General features: G+C 65.3%; 17 protein-coding genes and 1 other RNA gene. 9 read left to right on the top strand and 9 right to left on the bottom strand.

Features of this window, described 5'->3' with window-relative positions; all coding sequences use genetic code 11:
• Positions 1-134 precede the first annotated feature (134 nt).
• The 3 genes from A9D12_RS00730 (at position 135) to A9D12_RS00720 (ending at position 4,329) form a co-directional block, all read left to right on the top strand.
• The gene (locus tag A9D12_RS00730; RefSeq protein ID WP_068348726.1) at positions 135-2,813 is read left to right on the top strand and encodes a TonB-dependent receptor; all 2,679 of its coding nucleotides are present in this window, start codon (positions 135-137) and stop codon (positions 2,811-2,813) included.
• Positions 2,814-2,950: 137 nt separating this feature from the next.
• Positions 2,951-3,361, top strand: coding sequence for a DUF805 domain-containing protein (locus A9D12_RS00725; RefSeq protein ID WP_068348723.1), 411 nt, complete (start codon positions 2,951-2,953; stop codon positions 3,359-3,361).
• A gap of 110 nt (positions 3,362-3,471) precedes the next feature.
• Positions 3,472-4,329: a glycerophosphoryl diester phosphodiesterase membrane domain-containing protein gene (locus A9D12_RS00720; protein ID WP_068348720.1), complete on the top strand. Its 858-nt coding sequence runs from the start codon at positions 3,472-3,474 to the stop codon at positions 4,327-4,329.
• On the opposite strand, the gene A9D12_RS00715 is transcribed toward A9D12_RS00720, so the two are convergent.
• Together A9D12_RS00715 and A9D12_RS00710 are read right to left on the bottom strand one after the other, a co-directional pair.
• The gene (locus A9D12_RS00715; protein ID WP_068348716.1) at positions 4,326-6,851 is read right to left on the bottom strand and encodes an ABC transporter permease; all 2,526 of its coding nucleotides are present in this window, start codon (positions 6,849-6,851) and stop codon (positions 4,326-4,328) included. The two genes, A9D12_RS00720 and A9D12_RS00715, sit on opposite strands and share 4 nt — an antisense overlap.
• Positions 6,848-7,546 carry an ABC transporter ATP-binding protein gene (locus A9D12_RS00710; RefSeq protein WP_068348713.1) on the bottom strand — a complete coding sequence of 233 codons (699 nt, stop codon included), beginning with the start codon at positions 7,544-7,546 and terminating at the stop codon, positions 6,848-6,850. The genes A9D12_RS00715 and A9D12_RS00710 overlap by 4 nt, the downstream gene beginning before the upstream one ends.
• A gap of 59 nt (positions 7,547-7,605) precedes the next feature.
• On the opposite strand from A9D12_RS00710, the gene A9D12_RS00705 reads away from it, so the two are divergent.
• Complete coding sequence (locus A9D12_RS00705; RefSeq protein WP_231889659.1) at positions 7,606-8,340, top strand: arylesterase; 735 nt, start codon at positions 7,606-7,608, stop codon at positions 8,338-8,340.
• A gap of 101 nt (positions 8,341-8,441) precedes the next feature.
• On the opposite strand, the gene recF is transcribed toward A9D12_RS00705, so the two are convergent.
• Complete coding sequence (gene recF / locus A9D12_RS00700) at positions 8,442-9,530, bottom strand: DNA replication/repair protein RecF (RefSeq protein WP_068348706.1); 1,089 nt, start codon at positions 9,528-9,530, stop codon at positions 8,442-8,444.
• Between the two features lie 242 nt (positions 9,531-9,772).
• Between recF and A9D12_RS14800 the strand changes: the two genes are divergently transcribed.
• The 3 genes from A9D12_RS14800 to A9D12_RS00695 are packed head-to-tail and all read left to right on the top strand — an operon-like array spanning position 9,773 to position 10,271.
• Entirely contained in the window at positions 9,773-9,886 is a 114-nt protein-coding gene (locus A9D12_RS14800; protein ID WP_197489844.1) for an enoyl-CoA hydratase, read from the top strand.
• A 28-nt stretch (positions 9,887-9,914) separates the two neighbouring features.
• The gene (locus tag A9D12_RS14795) at positions 9,915-10,028 is read left to right on the top strand and encodes an enoyl-CoA hydratase (protein ID WP_197489843.1); all 114 of its coding nucleotides are present in this window, start codon (positions 9,915-9,917) and stop codon (positions 10,026-10,028) included.
• A gap of 27 nt (positions 10,029-10,055) precedes the next feature.
• Entirely contained in the window at positions 10,056-10,271 is a 216-nt protein-coding gene (locus tag A9D12_RS00695) for a PspC domain-containing protein (protein ID WP_068348703.1), read from the top strand.
• A 109-nt stretch (positions 10,272-10,380) separates the two neighbouring features.
• On the opposite strand, the gene A9D12_RS00690 is transcribed toward A9D12_RS00695, so the two are convergent.
• From A9D12_RS00690 to A9D12_RS00670, 5 genes are all read right to left on the bottom strand, one after another.
• Positions 10,381-11,163, bottom strand: coding sequence for an SDR family oxidoreductase (locus tag A9D12_RS00690; protein WP_068348700.1), 783 nt, complete (start codon positions 11,161-11,163; stop codon positions 10,381-10,383).
• 3 nt (positions 11,164-11,166) lie between these two features.
• The gene (locus tag A9D12_RS00685; RefSeq protein WP_418251567.1) at positions 11,167-11,727 is read right to left on the bottom strand and encodes an NUDIX hydrolase; all 561 of its coding nucleotides are present in this window, start codon (positions 11,725-11,727) and stop codon (positions 11,167-11,169) included.
• Between the two features lie 74 nt (positions 11,728-11,801).
• Positions 11,802-12,476 (bottom strand): TPM domain-containing protein, encoded by a 675-nt coding sequence (locus A9D12_RS00680; protein WP_068348698.1) that lies wholly within the window; start codon positions 12,474-12,476, stop codon positions 11,802-11,804.
• Entirely contained in the window at positions 12,464-13,372 is a 909-nt protein-coding gene (locus A9D12_RS00675; RefSeq protein WP_068353285.1) for a TPM domain-containing protein, read from the bottom strand. The genes A9D12_RS00680 and A9D12_RS00675 overlap by 13 nt, the downstream gene beginning before the upstream one ends.
• Positions 13,373-13,379: 7 nt before the next feature.
• Positions 13,380-14,009 carry a LemA family protein gene (locus A9D12_RS00670; RefSeq protein WP_068348696.1) on the bottom strand — a complete coding sequence of 210 codons (630 nt, stop codon included), beginning with the start codon at positions 14,007-14,009 and terminating at the stop codon, positions 13,380-13,382.
• A 171-nt stretch (positions 14,010-14,180) separates the two neighbouring features.
• On the opposite strand from A9D12_RS00670, the gene mscL reads away from it, so the two are divergent.
• A complete protein-coding gene (gene mscL, locus A9D12_RS00665) occupies positions 14,181-14,603 on the top strand; it encodes a large conductance mechanosensitive channel protein MscL (RefSeq protein WP_068348693.1) in 423 nt (140 codons plus the stop codon).
• 150 nt (positions 14,604-14,753) lie between these two features.
• Positions 14,754-15,099: a transfer-messenger RNA gene (gene ssrA / locus A9D12_RS00660) on the top strand.
• A gap of 79 nt (positions 15,100-15,178) precedes the next feature.
• Here ssrA and A9D12_RS00655 read toward each other — a convergent pair.
• Entirely contained in the window at positions 15,179-15,436 is a 258-nt protein-coding gene (locus A9D12_RS00655) for a hypothetical protein (RefSeq protein ID WP_068348690.1), read from the bottom strand.
• Positions 15,437-15,480: the final 44 nt, after the last annotated feature.

Raw genomic sequence — 15,480 nt, 5'->3', positions numbered from 1 at the left:
GCGGTGGTGAGCCGCTTGTGGCATCCGGCTCGCTGGCCTATCACCTTGCGCACAAGACCCCGGGAGAGAGCGCGCTGGGACGGCGCGTGCCCGATCGGGCGCCGGGGTCATTGGGATTTTGGAGAGGAGCACCCATGCGTTCGACTTTCACCGGCACGGCCGGCGCGTATCGATTCACCCTGCTGGCAGGCGCAGCCTGTGCGCTGGCGCTGCCGAGCATGGCAGCCGCGCAGGACGCCGTTGTCGAGGAGCAGGCCGAACTTGAAGCGCCTGAAACCGGCAACGAAATTATCGTCACTGCGACCAAGCGTGCGCAGACCCTGCAGGACACGCCCGTTGCCGTTTCGGTGACCACCGCCGCCACCATCGAGCAGGCGCAGATCCGCGACATCGGCGATCTTTCCTCGGTTGTTCCCTCGCTGCGGGTGTCGACGCTGCAGAGCGCCTTTGCCACGTCGTTCTCGGTTCGCGGGTTCGGCACGGATGGCAACAACCTCGGTCTCGAGCCGTCGGTCGCGGTGTTCGTCGACGGCGTTTACCGCAGCCGTGCGATTTCGCAGATTTCCGACCTTCCGAACCTCGAGCGCGTCGAAGTCCTGCGTGGTCCGCAGTCGACCCTGTTCGGCAAGAACGCCAGCGCGGGCGTGATTTCGCTCGTCACCAAGCGCCCCTCGTTCGAGCTCGAAGGAAACGTCGAAGTTTCCTATGGCAACTACGATGCGATCGTCGCGCGCGGTTACATCAGCGGCCCGATTTCCGAAACCATCGCCGCAAGCATTGCCGGCGGGATCAACAAGCGTGACGGTTTCATCACCAACGGCTTCAACGGCGATGATCTGAACGATCGCGACCGCTGGTTCACCCGCGGCGAGCTGATGTTCGACAACTCCGACAACTTCAGCTTCCGCCTGATCGGCGATTACGACGAAATCGACGAAAAATGCTGCGGTGTGGTCAACATCCTTCCGTCGGATCGCACGGCGCTGATCCAGCTGCTGGGCGGACAGCTCAACGCGCCCGGCACCGAGCTCGACGATGTGGTGTTCACCGACGTCGTGCCCTTCAACAAGGTGCGCAACTGGGGCGTGTCGGGCCAGGCCGATTACGAATTCGGCAATCTTGCGCTGACTTCGATCACTGCCTATCGTGACACGCGCATTCGCGCCAACCAGGATGTCGACTTCACCAGCGCCTCGCTGGCGACCGGCGCGAACATCGGTCAGGCCGATATTAAGACCTTCACCCAGGAACTGCGGCTGGCCTCCGACTTCGACGGCCCGCTCAACTTCCTCGTTGGCGGCTACTACTTCAAGGAAGATCTGGAAACCAACGACCAGATCCTGTTCGGCGACGATTTCCGTCCCTACGCCAATGGTTTGATCCAGGGCGCATCGGGCGGGGCGCTCAACGTCAACACGCTCGAAGCGTTGCTCGGCGCTGCGCCGGGAACCTTCTTTGCTTCGGGTCAGGGCTTCTTCAACAGCTTCCAGCAGGACAACGAAGCCTATTCGGTCTTCGGCCAGGTCGATTTCGACGTGACCGATCGCCTGACCGTCACGGTCGGCGCGAACTATACCAAGGACAAGAAGGACGTCACGTCGACCGGGCGGACCACCGACGCGTTCTCGCAGGTCAACCTCGATGCGCCGCAGTTCGCAGCTTCGCGTAACCTGCTGCTGTTTCAGGGCGCACTGGCCCGCACCGTCGGCCAGGCACTCGGCCTTCCGGGTTCCGCAACGGCCGCCCAGATCCAGCAGTTCGCGATCGGCAACCCGGCCGCCTTCGGCCAGATCAGCGCCGGGGCGCAGGCCTTTGCGACCGCAAACCAGAACAACCCGGCAGCCAACCCGCTGGGCGGCCTGCGGGCATTCCAGTTCCTGCCGCCGATCCTCAACATCCCCAACGCGGTCGAGGATGGCCGGACGCGCGATGACGATGTCACCTATCTCGCCCGCGCCAACTACGAAGTCACCGATACGCTCAATGTCTATGTGAGCTATGCGACTGGCTTCAAGGCCAGCTCGTTCAACCTGTCGCGCGACAGCCGCCCGCTGGCGTCCGATTTCACGCAGATCATCAATCAGGGTCTTGGCACCCCCAACCTGCGTCCGGGCACCCGCTTCGCGCTGCCCGAACGCTCGACGGTCTACGAACTCGGCATCAAGGGGAACTGGGATGTCGCCAGTGCGAACCTGACCTTCTTCAAGCAGACGCTCGAAGATTTCCAGTCGAACACCTTCGTCGGCAACTCCTTCGTGCTGGCCAATGCCGGCGAACTCGAAACCAAGGGTATCGAATTCGAAGGCAACGTCCGCCCGACCGATTCGCTGACCCTGTCGCTTGCGGTCACCTACCTCGATTCCGAGTATAAGAGCTTCGTGGGTTCGCCCGTCGGCGATCTTTCGGGCGAGACGGTTTCGGGCGTCCACCCGCTCAGCGCCTCGTTCGGGGCAACCTGGAACAAGCGTCTGGATAACGGAGATCGCTTCATCCTGCGCGGCGATTTCCAGTACGAGGCCCCCGTTCAGGTGGTCGATGGTCTGACCAACTTCGTCGGCGTGAACCCCGACGGTTCGGCGGACTTCGAGGCGGCCCGCCGGGCGGCACAGCCCTTCGTCCGCGAGGTCAACAACCTCAACGCGTCGGTGTCCTATGCGTTCGCCATGGGGCTGGAAGTCTCGCTGTGGGCGCGCAACCTGCTCGACGATCGTTACATCACGACGATCTTCCCTTCGGTGACGCAGGGCACCGCGGTCTCGGGTTATCCCAACCAGCCGCGCACCTATGGCGCGCTGCTGCGTTACAAGTTCTGATCGGTCACACCGGTTCGAACGGAAAAAGGGCCTCGCACCATCGGTGCGGGGCCTTTTTGCATTGTCAGCCCTTGCGTTGTGAGGAAGCCGCACGATGCGGCTTGCACGCGGGCGCATGATCGCGGACATCCGATGCCATGTGGCCTGCATCGCTGACCGACCCCTTTCGCCGGATGCTCGATTTTCGCGGCCGTGCGCGGCGGCGCGAATACTGGCTGTTTGTCGCATGGCAGGTTCCGGTGCTGCTCGGTGCGTTTCTGATCGCAAGCATGGTGACCGGCACCGCCGGCAAGTTGATCCTGCTGCCCGAAGTGATGCTGTGGGGCCTTGCCGGTTATGTCGCGGTGTTCGGCCTGCCGGTGCTCGCGCTGCAGGTGCGACGACTGCACGACAGCGACAAGAGCGGCTGGTGGGCGCTGGTTGGCTTCCTGCCCTATCTGGGGCCGGGCTGGCTGATTTTCCTGATGGCCGAGGCCGGGACGTGGGGGCCCAACCGGTTCGGCCCCGATCCCCGCCACGCTGACTGGGACGGCGATCTGTTCGAATAGGGGGGCGCGCCGGCGGGGCAGCGTGCTTTTTTGCGTTTGCGCACCGGGGCTTGGCCGTTCATCGTGATTGGGCGGCATTCGCGGGATCATGCCGAACGGGGGATAGACGGATGGAAATCGGAGGCGTGTTTGCGACCAGCTGGACAATGCTGCGCCAGCGGTTCTGGCGTCTGGTCGGGATGTGGGCAGTGTTCGCGCTGATCCAGATCGTCGGGGTAATCGTGCTCAGCGTCGTAGTCATCATTCTGGGCTTTGCCGGATTGGCGGGCATGGGCGCGCTGCTCGACAGCCCGGGAGCGGGGCTTGGCGCAGGGCTGGGTGCGGGGATGATCGCGGTCATGGCGATGACCTATGCCGCCTATATCATGCTGGTGCTGGCCCAGCAGGCCGCGCTGGTGACGCTGGCCTCGCCGCAAGCGGATGGCGCGTTCGGGCCAGCCCTGCGCCGCGGGTTTGCGAGCGCGCCCGCCTTTTTCGCAATCACGCTGCTGCTGCTCATCGCCTATGTCGCGGTCAATGCCGCAGCCGAAGGTGTTGCCGCGCTGGCGGGGGAACCGCTGGTCAGTGACATGATCGCGGCCTTGGTGATGCTGCCGCTGACGGTCTATCTCGGCTGCCGCCTTGCCGTGCTGGTGCCGGTGGTCGCGGTCGATGGCAGGCGCAATCCGCTGGCCGCCGTGCGGCGTTGCTGGACGCTGACGAGGGGCAGGGCGGGCGCGGTGTTCGCGGCGCTGGTCGGCTTTGCCGGGGTCACGCTGGCCATCTTCATCGTGCCGTTCGCGGCGATCATCATGCTCCTCGCCAGCGACACCGCCGCCGCCGCGCAGCCCGCGTGGGTCGCGTTGGCGCCGCTGTCGTTCTTTCCCGTGCTGGTCGTTTACATGATCTATGCCGCGGCCTTCGCCGCTGCCCTGCACCACCACCTCACCGATGGCGGCGCCGAGGCGATGGAGGCGGTCTTCGCCTAAAGCTCGCGCAGCGCGCGCGCCGGTTTGGCGCGCAGCAGCGGCAGCGATCCGGCCAGCGCAAAGCCCAGCACCAGCGCCACGCCAAGCCCGAGCACGCCCAGCACCTCGCCCCAGTCGGGCAGCCAGTCGAATTCGAACAACTGCGTTATCACTACCCAGGCGAGCCCCCCGCCAAGCCCCAGCGCCACCAGCGCCAACACGCCTGCCAGCAGCCCGTATTCGGCCAGTTGCAGCAGCAGCACCTGCCGCCGGCTCGCCCCCAGCACGCGCAGCATCACCGTGTCATAGGTGCGCGCCGAACGCGCCGCGGCAATCGCGCCCATCAGCACGGCAAGCCCCGCCAGCACGGTTACCGCCGCGGCCGCCAGTGTCGCCAGGCTGACCTGTTCGAGCAGCTTTCTTGCCTCGACCAGTATCCCGCCGACCTCGATCACCGAGGAGGAGGGCATCTCCTTCACCAGCGCGCGCAGCAAGCGCCCGCGCGCGGCGGTATCCGCGCCGTCCGGCAGATCGATCGTCGCGGACAGGTTATGCGGCGCATCGGCAATCGCATTGCGGCTGAACACCAGCGCGAAGTTGAAGCCCATGCTTTCCCAGTCGATTTCGCGCAGGTTCGCGACCCGCGCGGTGCGTTCGACCCCGAGAATGCCGATCGTGAGATAATCGCCGACCTTCAGCCCAACCGCCTCGGCAAAGCGCGCATCGACCGACACCAGCGGCTCGCCGCTGTGCAGCGGACTCCACCATTGGCCTGCAACCACGCGGTTGCCCTGCGGGAGCGTGTCGGCATAGGTCAGCCCGCGCTCACCGCGCAGCGCCCAAGCGCCCTCGGGAATTTCCTCCAGATCGGCAACGCGGACCATCGCGTCCTTGCGGCCATAGGCGATCACCGCGCCGCGCATCGTCGGCACGGTGCGGATGCCCGCTTTGGGGAACTCTGCCTGGATCACTTCAAAGAACCGCGGTTCCTTGGCCTGCGGCACGTCGAGCACGAAGTAATCGGGCGCCTCGTTTGGCACGCGGCTGGCGATATTGCCGTCGATCGCGCTCTGCACTGCGGCCAGCAGCACGAAGGCGGCAAGGCCGAAGCCCAGCGCAGTCACCAGCGACCCGGTGGGCGCGCCCGGACGGTGGATATTGGCGATGGCACTGCGGAGCAGCGGATTGCGCGGCCGCGGCAGCCACCGGGCAAGCCGCTGGATCGCCCAGCCAAGCCCCGCGAGCAGCGCCAGCGCTCCGCCCGCGCCGAGCAGGAACCCACCCGACAGCAAGGGCTGATCGGTGGTCAGCAACGCAAGCGCGCAGATCGCCGCAATCCCCGCTGCGGTCGCCGACAGCGCGCGCCGGTCACGCGCCAAGGGCACGATGCCCGAACGCATCAAGGCCATCGCCGGGAACGTCCGCGCGCGCAGCAGGGGGGCGGCAGCAAAGGCGAAGGCGACCAGCAGGCCATAACTCGCCGCCAGCAGCAAGGCTCCCGGTGCGATGATGAATCCGCTCGTCACCGGCAGCAGGCCCTGCAAGGCGCGCGCCAGCAGCGGCGTGACCAGCACACCTGCGGCCAGCCCCGCCAGGCTGCCGACCAGCGCCGCAGCGCCGATCTGCATTGCATAGATCCGCACGATATCGGCGGAGGTCGCGCCCAGCACCTTCAATGTCGCGATGCCCGCACGCCGCTGGTCGAGATAGGACGACACGCCGCCCGCAATCCCGATCCCGGCAATCACCAGCGCGGCCAGGCCCACCAGCGTCAGGAAATCGCTCATCTGCCGCACGAAACGATCCGCGCCGGGCGAGGCACGGTCGCGGGTGCGGATGTCGAATCCGGCGGTGGGGAACTGCTTGGTCAGCGCTTCTTCGACCGTTTCGGGATCGCGCGCGGTATCGGCAAAGGCGATGCGGTGCTTGGTCTGATACAATGCCCCCGGCGCGGTAAGGCCAGCCGCGGCGGGCACGCCGTCGGCAACGATGATCGTGGGCCCGAGCTGGAAACCTTCGGAAAGACGGTCAGGCTCGTTCGCGATCACACCCGCGGCGCGCAGGCTGACCGTGCCCACGGTAAAGCTGTCGCCCACCGCAATGCCCAGCCGTTCGAGCGCGGATTGCGCGATCCACGCGTCCCGGCCCGTGGGCGCGCCGACGCTGCGCCCGTCGGCCAGCGTCAAGCGCCCGAACATCGGCCAGCGCGCGTCGACCGCCTTCAATTCGACCGGCGCGGCGGCTTCGGGGGTGCTCGCCATCGCTTGCATCCGGTAGCCGCTGGAGACGGTGCCAAAGGCGGACAGCGCCTGCGTTTCCGCTGGGGTCAACCCGCGCTGCCACACCTCGACCTCAAGATCGCCGCCGAGCAGTTCCTGCCCGCTCGATGCCAGTTCGCGCGAAATCGCGGTGGTCAGCGTGCCGATCGCCGCGAGCGCAGCGGTGCCGAGGAAGATGCACACCAGCAGCAGCCGCAAGCCCCGGAACCGGGCGTTGAGATCACGCCGCGCAATTGCCCACGCGGTTCCCAAGGGCAGGCTCATGCGGTCTTGCCCGCCATGTCGGACACGATCACCCCGTCGGCCATCGTCAACACCCGCTCGCAGCGCGCGGCGAGCGCGGCATCGTGGGTGATGATCAGCAGCGTCGCACCGGTTTCTGCGCGGCGCGCGAACAGCAGCCGGATGATTTCCTCGCCCGTTGCCGCATCGAGGTTGCCCGTGGGCTCATCGGCAAAGATCAGGCCGGGGCGGGGCGCCGTGGCGCGTGCGATCGCGACGCGCTGCTGTTCGCCGCCCGAAAGCTGGGTGGGGTAATGCCCGGTGCGGTGGCCAAGGCCGACCGCTTCCAGCTCTGCGAGCGCGCGCGGGGTGGCATCGGGCATGCCTGCCAGTTCCATCGGCGTCGCGACATTTTCGGCAGCGGTCATCGTGGGCAGCAGGTGGAAGGCCTGCAGCACGATCCCGATCCGCCCGCGCCGCGCGGCGGCAAGCCCGTCTTCGCTCAAGGCGGAAAAATCCGCGCCCGCCACCGTCAGGCTCCCCCCGCTCGCGCGTTCAAGCCCCGACAGGACCGCCATCAGCGAGCTTTTGCCCGAACCCGAAGGGCCGAGCAGCGCTACCACCTGACCTTGCGGAATATCGAGATCGATCCCGCGCAGGATCGTTACCGGCGCGGCCGGATCTCCAAGGGTAAGGGTAAGGTTGCGGGCGCTGATTGCGAGAGAGGGGCTTGTCACGGGGTTCCGATGGCATAGGTGATAAGGGGCAATCAGCTACAAGTATGGAAGGCTCGCGGATGCACAAGCGGAACTGGTCGAAAATCGCATTGGCGGGCGCTCTATCGCTGGCGCTGGCGGCGTGCTCGGACGGGGCCGATGACGCCGCCGCGCCGCCGGCGGGTCTTGCCGAGGATGGCGCGCCCGCGCTGCCTGCGGTTCCGGTGATGGGGCCGGAACGCAAGATCATCGCCTTTGGCGACAGCCTGTTCGCAGGCTACGGGCTCGACCCGCGCGATGCCTATCCCGAAAAGCTCGAATCCGCATTGCGCGCCAAGGGGATCAATGCCGATGTCATCAACGCGGGCGTGTCGGGCGATACGACCGCGGCGGGGCTCAACCGGATTGGCTTTACGCTGGCCTCGCAGAAGGATGCGCCTCCCGCATTGTTCATCCTCGAACTGGGGGGAAATGATTTGCTGCGCGGACTCTCGCCCGAGGAGACCAAAGCCAACCTTGGCAAGATGCTGGCTGTCCTACGCGATGCAAAGGTGCCAGTGCTGTTGATGGGGATGCGCAGTCCCCCCAATTACGGGCCGGAGTTCCAGGCGAAATTCGATGCGATCTACAGCGATCTGGCGCAAGAATACGGCGCGGCGCTGATCCCTTTCTGGCTCGAGGATATCTACCGCGAACCGGCATTGTTCCAGGCGGACAAGGTGCATCCCACTGCGCAGGGGATCGAACGGCTGGTGGCGGCAACGATTGGCGATGTGGAAAGCGCTCTGCCGCCGGTGGGGGAGCAGGCCGAATAGAGCGGATTTTTGATGAAATCCTCTGGCAATCAATCGCTCAAGGATTTTTGAAGGTGGCGTCAGGCGGTGTTTGACCCTGTCTTGCTCTATCTTGCCCCCCTTCAGACCCGCTCTACACCCCCGCCAGACACGCGCCAGATCGCCGATTGCGCGGCAATCGCCTCGAACGGGGCGAGTTCGGTGCCGGTCATCCATACCTGCGCCTTGCCCGCGCCGAGCCGGTTGAACAGCTCCACCCGGCGCACCGGATCGAGATGCGCGGCAACCTCGTCGAGCAACAATACCGAAGGCCGTCCGGCAGCAGCGATGGTGCCATGGGCGAGCGTGATCGCGATCAGCATGGCCTTCTGCTCGCCGGTCGAACAGGCTGCCGCCGGGTGTCCGGTCGATGCCATTTTTACTTGCAATTCATCGCGTTGCGGCCCGGTGAGCGCACGTCCCGCCGCCCGGTCACGCGGCCGCGCACGGGCAAGCTCGGCGCGCAGGGCCGTCTCGTCGGTCGGCCCGCCGGGGAGATAGGAAAGGGCTGGCCGCGCAAAGGGTTCGGGCGGGAGCGCGGACAGCTCGTCAGCCAGCCGTGCGACCAGCATCGCACGGGTCCGCGCGACAGCAGCGCCGTGATCGGCCGCCTGCGCCTCGACCGCATCGAGCCAGCGCGGATCGCTGCGGTTTTCGAGCAATTTGCCGCGTTCGCGCAAGGCGGCTTCCAGCGCATTGACCCGCCGCGCATGATCGGGCGCAATCGCCAGCGCCATGCGGTCCATGAACCGCCGCCGCGCGCCCGCGCTGTCGGTGAACAACCCATCCATCGCCGGAGTCAGCCACGACATCGCCATCCATTCGGCAAGGCTCCCCGCAGTCGCAGGCGCGCCGTTGACGCGCACCAGCCGGCGGTTGGGCGTGCCCGCTTCGGTATAGGTGCCAAGCCGCGCCGACACCGTGCCCGCCTCGGTCAGGCTGGCCCCGATCGCGAAGGGCAGGGGCGGGGCATCGCTGCTCGCGCGGCGCGGCAGATCGGCGAGGCTCGCCCGCCGCAGCCCCCGGCCCGGGCCGAGCAGCGACAGGGCTTCGAGAATATTGGTCTTTCCCGCCCCGTTTTCGCCCACCAGCAGATTGAAATGCGCCGTCTCGCCAAGCTGCGTTGCGGCGTGGTTGCGGAAATTTTCAAGCGTGATGCGGCTGAGGGCCATGGCACCGCTGCGGGTAGCGGCGGGCAGCGGGTTTGGCCAGCACCGCAACCGCAGAATCTCCGATCCCAACCCTTGGCGTAAAATCCCAAGCTTTCGCTTTGATGAACGGCGCGTTTGCCCAGCGAAAGCCGCAAACCCACGCAATTCCGCCATTTTTCGAGTTTGGCACGCCCCCTGCAATGTATCCGGCATCCCCGGGATGGTCCCGGACAACACCAGAAACACTGCAAAGGAGACCATCAATGTTCGCCACCGAAACCAGCAACCGCCTGTTCGCCGCCACCTTCTCGGTCGTGCTGTCGGCAGCGTTCTTCGCCTACGCCATCATTCCCGCCACCCCCACGCTTGTCGCCTGATCGCACTCGGAAAGAAGGAATTGAAACGATGTTCGCTCCCGAAACCACCGCCCGCCTCGCATCGGCTGCCTTTGCTGTCGTCCTGACGCTCGCCAGCTTCGCCTATGCGATCGTTCCCGCCAGCCCCAGCCTGATCGTCTGATCCAACCGAACGAGAGAAAGAATAGCAATGAACAACCTCAACCACCGTCCCGACAACGCGCCGGCCGGCCGCAGCTTCCGGCTCGACAAGGCGAACGGCAAGGTGTTCGGCGTGTGCGCCGGGATCGCCAACCACTTCGGCGTCGACACCATGATCGTCCGCATCGGCTTTGTTGCTGCAACCCTGTTGGGCTTCGGCAGTGCGGCGCTGCTCTATCTGGCCATCGCACTGATCGCGGATTGAGGGCAGCGACATTGAAGCGGTTCCCGGTTTTCGGGCCGCTGCACCTGATCTGACGAAACCGGGAAGGGGCCACGCGGGCCCCTTCTTTTTTGCGCGACGGGAAGTCGCCTCACATCGCGCTGATGCCGCCGTCGAGCTTCAATTCGGCGCCGGTCATGAAGCGGCTCTCGTCGCTGGCGAGATAGAGCACCGCGTTGGCGATGTCGTTGGGCTCGCCCACGAATTTGAGCGGGATTTGCCGCGCCAGCTTTTCCATCAGCACGCCCTTGTCGAGTTGGGCCGAACGCGCGGTTCCGTCGAGGATCGGCGTGTCGACAAAGGTCGGGTGTACCGAATTGCAGCGAATGTTCATCTGCTTCTTGGCGCAGTGCAGCGCGATCGATTTCGACAGCATCCACACCGCCGCCTTGCTGGCGTTGTAGGCGGGCATGGTGTCGCTCGCGATCAGGCCAGCGATCGACGAGATATTGATGATCGATCCGGGCGCATGCTCGCGCATCAGCGGCAGCGCCTTCTGGCAGCCGTGGAAGATCGAATTGACGTTGATGTCGAAACAGCGCTGCCAGTCGCCGAAATCGCAGGCTTCGATATTGCCCGGAACGCCGATCCCGGCATTGTTGACCAGCACGTTGAGGCCGCCGAGCTTTTCACGTGCGGCATCCACAGCCGCTTCCCATGCAGGAGGGTCGGTCACGTCATGGCCGATGCCGTACGCCGTGCCTTCGCCCAATTCGGCATTGATGATCGCTGCGGTTTCTTCTGCGCCGCCCGCGTTGATATCGGTCGCCAGCACCCGCGCACCTTCCTGCGCCAGCCGGATGCAATGCGCGCGGCCAAGCCCCTGCGCAGCCCCGGTCACGAGGGCCAGTTTGCCCGCTACACGTCCTGCCATAATCTATTCCTCTCCCAAGAAACCCGGTGTCATGAGCATCGCGATCCGCACGTCGACCGCATGGCCCGCCCGCCGCCATTCGGCCACGAAGCGCGCCAGATCGCGCAAGGCGACGCGGTGGACGACGATGTTTTCATCCGAAACGCCGCCGCCTTCGCCGATGCGGGTAAGGCTGGTCGCCTTGAACAGCGTGAAACTTTCCGAGACCATGCCGGGCGAGGAGAAGAATTCTCCCAGCACCTCCATGTGCGCAGCGTGGTAGCCGGTTTCCTCTTCCAGCTCGCGTGCGGCGGCGGTGATCGCCTCTTCATCCTCGCCGCCTGCATCGTCGCCGACGAGGCCAGCGGGTATTTCAAGGCTGAAACGCGACAGCGGCACGCGGTACTGGCTGACAAGGATGACGTGGCGCGTGCCATCGGGATCATTGTCGAGCGCGATGATCGCGGCGGCCCTGATGCCACGCGCGCGGCCGACATATTCCCACCGTCCCCGCTTTTTCGCGGTCACAAACTGGCCCTCCCACATCACCTGTTCGGGCAGATCGGCGTCGCGGTCTTTGATCACGGGCAAGGCTCCGGCAGGAGGGCAGGGGTGGCCCTTCCACAGGCTCCGGGGCGCAGGGTCAAGCGGTTAAATTGTCAGACTTCGATCAGGCGGTCGGGAAGCTCGTTCACATCCTCGCTGCCGCGCGGGAAGTGCTGGGCGAGCACGAAGCCGACATCGCGGATGCCGACCGCCAGCCCCTCGGCGATCTGGCCCTTGCGGATATGCGCGAGCATGTCGCTCATCGCCTCGCCCCAGACCTCGGCCGAAACCTTGGCGGCGATGCTTTCGTCCGCGACGATTTCCGCGCGGTGTTCGCGCATCGACAGGTAGATCAAGACGCCGGTGCGCCCGGTGGTGCGGGCCTGCGCGCCGACCTTGAACTGGCGCACGGCCTGGTTGTGGACGCGGATCGTTTTAGCCGGGCCGGGGATCAGTGCATATTTGAGCGGCTGCCATTGCTGGATCAGCAGGACGCCGAGAAACTTGATGAGGCCCAGCGCAATCACCATGCTGGCAAGCTCACCGCTAGTCCACTGGTGGCCCCAACCGGCGAACAAGGCGTCCCAGGTGTCGAGGAAAGGCTCGGGGAAGGCGGCGAACACGCTCATCGCGGTGAAGGCCGCGCCTGCCGCCCACAGCAGTGCGACATCGGTGTAGCCGTCGGACGCCTCGGCCAGCACGGTGACGATCTCGCCCGAGGTCGCGCTTTCCGCTTCGGTCACCGCGGCGCTGACGAGGCGGTGTTCGGCTTCAGTCATATAGGCCATCGCTTACCACCCCCCGAAGCGCCGCCGCCCCCTGAGGAGCCGCCGCCAAATCCGCCAAATCCGCCGCCGCCGAACCCGCCGCCGCCGCCGAAGCCGCCACCGCCGCCCCAGCCGTCATCATCGCCGCCCGACATCGCGCCGCGCACGATCGCGCTGCCGACTTCCCACAGGATCACATCGCGCGCAGTATCGCCGAGCCCGCGGCTGCCCCACGGGCCCTTGCCGCTGGAGCGATACTTGCGCCGCCGCCCGCGGCCCGTCAGCAGCGGGATCACGAAGAAGAAGAATATCACCGCCACCCAGATCAGGATCCCGAACGGGAACCCGCCATCGCTGCGGCTTTGCTGCGCCTGTGCGGCCTTGGCGGCTTCCTCGATCGCGATCGCATCAGCAGGGCTCTTGGCCAGATGGGCAAGGATTGCGGCCACGCCGTCAGTTACGCCGGCATCGAAATTGCCTTCCCTGAAGCGCGGGGCGATCACATCGTTGATCACGCGGCCGGCCATGATCCCGCCGAAATAGCCGTGGAGGCCATAGCCGACCTCGATCCGCATCTTGCGTTCGTTCGGGGCGATCAGCAGCAGCAGGCCCGCATCGCGCTGGGCGCCGCCGATGCCCCACTTGTCGGTATAGAGCGTCGTCGCATAGCTTTCGATGGAGCTGCCGCCGAGGCCGGGGACCGTGGCGACGATGATCGCGCGGCCTGTCTGCGCATTGTAGGCGCGCAGTTCGGAATCGAGCTGCGCCTCGGTTGCGGGCGAGAGGATGTTCGCCCCGTCATAGACCGGCCCATCGGGCCGCGCGGGATAGTCCTGCGCGTGGGCGGCGGTGCCGAGCGCGAGCCAGAACAGGCTCGCGAGCAGCACCAGCGCCCGCCGCAACGGGGCGAATGGCATCGTCACCTCAATTGGTGGCCGAAGGGGCGGCCGTGCCGGTGATCCGGCTCATGTCGACGGTGGGATTGGCCGCAGCGCCTTCGGCGGCTTCGAAATACTGGAGCGCTTCTGCACCGTGGATGATGTTCGCACCGATCGAGGACGGGAAGGTGCGGATCTCGGTGTTGTAATCGCGCGCGAGATCGTTGTAGCGGCCGCGCTCGGTGTTGATCTGGTTGTTGGCTTCGTCGATCGCAACCATCAGGTCGGCGAAGCGCGGCTGGCTGGCGAGCTGCGGGTAGTTTTCGACCACGGTGCGCAGCTGGCCCATCGCCTGCGTCAACTGGTTCTGCGCATCGCTGAACTTCTTGAACTCTTCGGGATTCGAGAGATCGTCGGTGGTGATGTTGATCGAGGTCGCGCGCGCGCGGGCATCGATCACGCCTTGCAGAATGTCCTTTTCGGAGATCGCGGCGCCCTGCACCACGGCGACAAGGTTGGGGATCTTGTCCGAACGGTTCTGCAGCGCGCTCTCGACATTGCCCCATTGTGCCTTGGCGGCTTCTTCCTTGGTCGGGACCGAATTGATCCCGCAAGCAGCAAGGCTGAGCGCGGCGGCGGCGGCAAATGTGCCGCGCATCATGGTGGTGAACTTCATTGGCGATACCCTCCTGATAGCACGGGGCTTTGCCCGGCTGTCCAATCTGTATTGCGGATATAGCACACCATCGGGGCGGTTCAAGCGGTGGACGATCGTGTCTGTGCGGCTTGGCAGCCTGTGTGGCGGGTGGCACGATGTGGTTAACAGCCGGACACAAAGGGGATCATCATGCTGTCGGAATTCAAGGCCTTTATCGCCAAGGGCAATGTCATGGATTTGGCCGTCGGGGTCATCATCGGCGCGGCGTTCGGGGCGATTGTCAAATCGTTGACTGATGACATCATCATGCCGCTGATCGGCTGGATTGTGGGCAATATCGACTTTTCCGACCGCTATTGGGTGCTGTCGGGCGATGTCGCCCCCGGCACGTCGCTCGCCGCCGCGCGCGAGGCGGGGGCCAACGTGCTGGCGCTGGGCGCGTTCGTTTCGGTCGTGATCAACTTCCTGATCCTGGCCTTCATCATCTTCATGATGGTGCGATACGTGAACAAGATCACGAAGCAGTTCGCGCGCCACGAAGAGGCCGCCGCGCCCGCCGGCCCGAGCGAAACCGAATTGTTGATCGAAATCCGTGATGCGCTGAAAAAGTGACGCCGCAGGCGTGTTTCGCTGCAATGTTTCACGTGAAACAGGCAGGCGAAACCGGTCTGGATGGGTTCTGGTGGGGGTCTGAAGGGGGTCTGAAGGGGGTCTAGAGGGAGTGTGGCCCGGATCGGGCAACGCGTTGCCACGGCACCCCAGGCACTTCACATTCAGGAAACTGCCGCTATATCGGTCCTTGCCGGTTTCGACCGGCTATGGCGATAAACTGCTGCGTGAAATAGATGCAACGGACCCGGGGGCAGTACCCGGCGGCTCCACCAGAAGCGGCGTTTCGGCGCAACTCCTGATGGGGCCGAACCAGGATCGACGTGTGTTGAAAGACGTAGTTTTTGCCCGGGCTGAGTAACCCGCATAAGGCTCAAAAACCATAAGTGCCAACGATAACGAAGCACTCGCAATCGCCGCATAATTGATGGGCTAACGCCCTTCTTTTACTAGGCTAAAAAGCGCGGTTGGACCGAACCGGGCAACAGAATCGGATACCGGGCGTCCGGGGGTACGTAGCAACAGAAACCCCCACCTCACCGCTACATCGAAAACAACGCCCGCCCGCGGGGCCGGCCTCAATCCGTGTCGGCAGGCGCGCGCGCTTCGCGCAGCGCGGCGATCTCGGCTTCGAGTTTGAGGCAGTCCAGGATCTTGGCACCCCCCAGAAACACCGCGCCCGTCGTGGCGAGGAACAACAACTTGCCGCCAAAGCCCGGATAATCGTGCAGATAGATCATTCCGCGTGCGCAGGAGCCGAGCGCAAGGGCATAGATGATCAGGAACGCCTCGAACCGCGTCTTGATCACGAACAGCCGCTTCAGCTTACCCAGCATAACGTCTCCGACCCTTCGTACGGCCAGCGGAGTGCTGAGTCGCT

Source organism: Erythrobacter neustonensis (assembly GCF_001663175.1).
Taxonomy (GTDB): domain Bacteria; phylum Pseudomonadota; class Alphaproteobacteria; order Sphingomonadales; family Sphingomonadaceae; genus Erythrobacter; species Erythrobacter neustonensis.
The sequence above is the reverse complement of the archived record's forward strand: the minus strand, read 5'-3'. Positions and strand labels throughout refer to the sequence as shown.

Bases quoted from the DNA above. Each gene is read 5' to 3' on its own strand.
- A9D12_RS00715 (WP_068348716.1), bottom strand. From the start codon at position 6,851: ATGAGCCTGCCCTTGGGAACCGCGTGGGCAATTGCGCGGCGTGATCTC.
- A9D12_RS00680 (WP_068348698.1), bottom strand. From the start codon at position 12,476: ATGGCCTATATGACTGAAGCCGAACACCGCCTCGTCAGCGCCGCGGTG.
- A9D12_RS00690 (WP_068348700.1), bottom strand. From the start codon at position 11,163: ATGGCAGGACGTGTAGCGGGCAAACTGGCCCTCGTGACCGGGGCTGCG.
- A9D12_RS00705 (WP_231889659.1), top strand. From the start codon at position 7,606: ATGCACAAGCGGAACTGGTCGAAAATCGCATTGGCGGGCGCTCTATCG.
- mscL (WP_068348693.1), top strand. From the start codon at position 14,181: ATGCTGTCGGAATTCAAGGCCTTTATCGCCAAGGGCAATGTCATGGAT.
- A9D12_RS14795 (WP_197489843.1), top strand. From the start codon at position 9,915: ATGTTCGCTCCCGAAACCACCGCCCGCCTCGCATCGGCTGCCTTTGCT.
- A9D12_RS00655 (WP_068348690.1), bottom strand. From the start codon at position 15,436: ATGCTGGGTAAGCTGAAGCGGCTGTTCGTGATCAAGACGCGGTTCGAG.
- recF (WP_068348706.1), bottom strand. From the start codon at position 9,530: ATGGCCCTCAGCCGCATCACGCTTGAAAATTTCCGCAACCACGCCGCA.
- A9D12_RS00725 (WP_068348723.1), top strand. From the start codon at position 2,951: ATGTGGCCTGCATCGCTGACCGACCCCTTTCGCCGGATGCTCGATTTT.
- A9D12_RS00730 (WP_068348726.1), top strand. From the start codon at position 135: ATGCGTTCGACTTTCACCGGCACGGCCGGCGCGTATCGATTCACCCTG.
- A9D12_RS14800 (WP_197489844.1), top strand. From the start codon at position 9,773: ATGTTCGCCACCGAAACCAGCAACCGCCTGTTCGCCGCCACCTTCTCG.
- A9D12_RS00670 (WP_068348696.1), bottom strand. From the start codon at position 14,009: ATGAAGTTCACCACCATGATGCGCGGCACATTTGCCGCCGCCGCCGCG.
- A9D12_RS00695 (WP_068348703.1), top strand. From the start codon at position 10,056: ATGAACAACCTCAACCACCGTCCCGACAACGCGCCGGCCGGCCGCAGC.
- A9D12_RS00720 (WP_068348720.1), top strand. From the start codon at position 3,472: ATGGAAATCGGAGGCGTGTTTGCGACCAGCTGGACAATGCTGCGCCAG.
- A9D12_RS00675 (WP_068353285.1), bottom strand. From the start codon at position 13,372: ATGCCATTCGCCCCGTTGCGGCGGGCGCTGGTGCTGCTCGCGAGCCTG.